The organism is Trebonia sp. (assembly GCF_049794275.1).
In the GTDB taxonomy this organism is placed as follows: domain Bacteria; phylum Actinomycetota; class Actinomycetes; order Streptosporangiales; family Streptosporangiaceae; genus Trebonia.
Map to the genome: position 1 here is coordinate 1 of NZ_JBARCR010000995.1, position 3,144 is coordinate 3,144.

Consider the following 3,144-nt stretch of genomic DNA (forward strand, 5'->3'; position numbering starts at 1 on the left):
GTCCTGGAAGCCCGCCGTTCAAAGAGCAAGCCCGACCGAGGCATCATCCGTTCGCTAGTCGAGGTAACAAACCAGGCTGGCGAGCCCGTGCTGCGCTTGATCGCCATCAACTTCATCCTGGCCCGCAACCCCGGGACCTGACCAGCGGAGGCACGGGCCTCGGCTCTCGCGCTAAGCAGGCAGCTGCCCATTCCCCTTCTGCGGCGTGCCGTTCTCGTCGTTGGCCGGCGCCGCGTTCACACCCTTGCGCACGTTTTCCAAAATCGTCAGCCCCTGGCTAACTAGCCCGGCCGCGATCTCGCCAAGCCCGTCCGCGCCGTTGAGTATGCTGACGTTCGCCCCGGCCAGCCCGCCGGCCGCTTCCTTGACGATCTGCGGCAGCTGGGCGATCAGCAACTGGTCGAGCGCGACCCGGTTGTTGGAGGCGGCGGCCTCCGCCGCGATCCTGGTCCGTTCGGCATCGGCTATGGCGAGGATCTTCACCTTCTCCGCCTCGGCCTCGGCGGGCCTGATGACCTCGGAGACGAGCTGCTGCTGGCGCAGTTCGGCCTGGTGCTGCGCCAGCTCCGCCTGGGCAGTGATGACCGCGCGCTGCGCTTCGGCCTGCGCGAGCGGGCCGGCCTGCGCCGCTTCCGCCTGCGCCTTGTCGATCTCGGCCTTGTACTGGGCCTGCACGACCGAGGTCTGCCTGGCGAACTCCGCCTGCTTGCGGGCCGAGGCCTGCACCGCCTCGGCTGCCGCCTGGTCGGCCTGCGCCTGGGCGATCTTGGCCTGCCGCTGGATCGCCGCGTTGTTCGGCGCGGCCATCGCCGCGATGTACCCGGCGCCCATGTCGTCGATCGACTGGATCTGCAGCGAGTCGACGGTCAGCCCGATGGTGGCCATCTCCGTCTTCGACCCGTCCAGCACCTCGCCTGCCAGCTTCTGCCGTTCGGTGACGATCTCCTCGACGGTCATCGAGCCGATGATCGACCGCAGGTGGCCGGCGAAGATCCGCCCGGTCAGCACCGACATCTGGTCCTGGTCGGACAGGAACCGCTGCCCGGCGTTGACGATGGCCTCCTCGTTGTTGCCGACCTTGAACGCGATGACGGCGCGGACGTTGAGCGAGATGCCCTGCTTGGTTACGCAGGTCTCTGCCACCTCGGCTTCCTGCATAGAAAGCGTCAGGTACCTGACCTTGCGGAACATGGGCGTGACGAACGCGCCGTGCCCGGTGACTACCCGGAACGGCGCCTCCTTCAGGCCGTAACGACCGCCGGAGATGAGCATCGCCTCATCCGGAGCGGGAACTCGGTAGCCCAACATGGTTTCACTCTCCTGAGCGAGGAACTTCGGTAGAACCGGGGATTACGGGGGCCTCACCAAGCGGGTCGGCCCATTGCATAACATCGACCGTCAGCGGGCCGCGGTAATCGATGACGAGGACTGTAGCGCCCCTCGGGAGCGGGGTTTCCGACCAGGCCAGAAAGAGTTCGGAGCCACCGCGGATCCTGATCCGCACCTCCCCGGGGCCGGCTGAGCCACGGGTGGCAACGGTGAGTACTCCGACTGTGCCGATCGCGGATTCGTCGCGGGCCAAAGGGTGCCACCCCCCGTACGGGAATGCCAGAAAGACAGCCTAGTCTCGGCTGGCGCAAAAACCACCGTTCGTTAGGCTAAGAAAGTGACGTTCCCCCGGATTGCACGGCCGGCCGCTGCTGCCAGCGGTTCCAGCGCGGACGGTGGCGGGCAGACCCGGACCGGCCTCGCCATGGTCGTGCTCATGTCCGGCGTGCTGATGACCGCCGTCGACACCACGATCGTCGTCCTCGCACTGCCCGAGATCCAGCGCAGCCTGAACGTGGCACTGACGAACGTGGTCTGGGTCATCATCAGCTTCCTGCTCGTGATCACGCTGCTCGCCACCCAGGTCGGGCGGCTCGGCGACATGTTCGGCCGGGTGCGGATGTACGAGGCAGGCTTCGCGGTCTTCGTGGTCGGATCGCTGCTGTGCGCGCTGGCCTGGAACGAAGTGTCGATCATCGCCTTCAGGATCGTGCAGGGGGTCGGCGGCGCCCTGATCATGGCCAACAGCGGCGCGGTGATCGCCGACCTGTACCCGCGGGAGCAGCGCGGCCGGGCCTACGGGTTCACCTCGCTCGGCTGGACGATCGGCGCGGTGCTCGGCGTGGTGCTCGGCGGGCTGATCGTCACCTACGTGTCGTGGCGCTGGATCTTCTGGATCAACGTGCCGACCGGGGTGCTGGCGATCGCGGTCGCGCTGCGGGTGCTGCGCGACAAGGGGGAGCGGACCAGGCAGCGGCTCGACCCGCTCGGCATGATCACGCTCGGCCTCGGCCTGTTCGGCGTGCTGTGGGCGATCACCAAGCTGGCGAACGGGCCTTTCGACGCCTCGACCGCCGTTTTCCTGATCGGCGGCCTCGCGCTGATCGCGCTGTTCGTATTCATCGAGTCGCGAGTCCCCGCGCCGATGCTGCCGCTGCGGATCTTCAAGGTCCCCACCATGGCGGCATCGCTGTGCGCGTCCCTCTTCCAGGGCCTGGCGAGCTTCGCGGTGCTCTTCCTGCTGCTGATGTACCTGCAGGGTCCGCGCGGGCTGTCGCCGATCCACGCGTCGCTGCTGCTGCTGCCCGGTTACCTTATCTCCGCAGGCCTCAGCATCTGGGCGGGCCGGCTGGCGGACAAGTACGGTCCGGTGCTGCCCGCGACGGCCGGCCTCGCGCTGCAGGTCGTGTCCCTGTTGCTGTACGCGCAGCTCACCAACTCGACGCCGCTGTGGTGGATCGTCATCGTCGGCACGATCAACGCGATCGGGGCGTGCCTGTTCTTCCCGGCGAACAGTTCCGCGATCATGAAGGCGGCGCCGCCGGACATGTTCGGCATCGCGTCGGGGATGATGCGGACCTTCGCCAACGTCGGCATGGTCTTCTCGTTCTCCGTCGCGATCCTGGTGGCATCCCGGTCGATCTCGCGCCAGCTGGCGTTCGCGATCTTCGTCGGAACCACGTCGCTGCACGGGCAGGTCGCGGACGCGTTCACCACCGGCCTGCACGCCGCGTTCTACGCGTCGGTCATCTTCATGGTCATCGCCGCCGTGCTGTCGGCGCTGCGCGCCGGCGGCATCCGCAGGCCCGGCCGTTC

Annotated in this window: 2 protein-coding genes; one reads left to right on the top strand and one right to left on the bottom strand. The window is 67.7% G+C overall.

The genetic code is table 11. From position 1 onward, the window contains the following. Positions 1-171: 171 nt before the first annotated feature. The gene (locus tag WA805_RS25205; protein ID WP_422281296.1) at positions 172-1,308 is read right to left on the bottom strand and encodes an SPFH domain-containing protein; all 1,137 of its coding nucleotides are present in this window, start codon (positions 1,306-1,308) and stop codon (positions 172-174) included. Positions 1,309-1,666: 358 nt separating this feature from the next. Between WA805_RS25205 and WA805_RS25210 the strand changes: the two genes are divergently transcribed. Then, on the top strand, positions 1,667-3,144 hold a 1,478-nt coding region (locus tag WA805_RS25210; RefSeq protein WP_425243577.1), incomplete at its 3' end, for an MFS transporter.

What these genes read in the sequence shown, in the direction of transcription:
- WA805_RS25205 (WP_422281296.1), bottom strand. Translation starts at nt 1,308, where the DNA reads ATGTTGGGCTACCGAGTTCCCGCTCCGGATGAGGCGATGCTCATCTCC.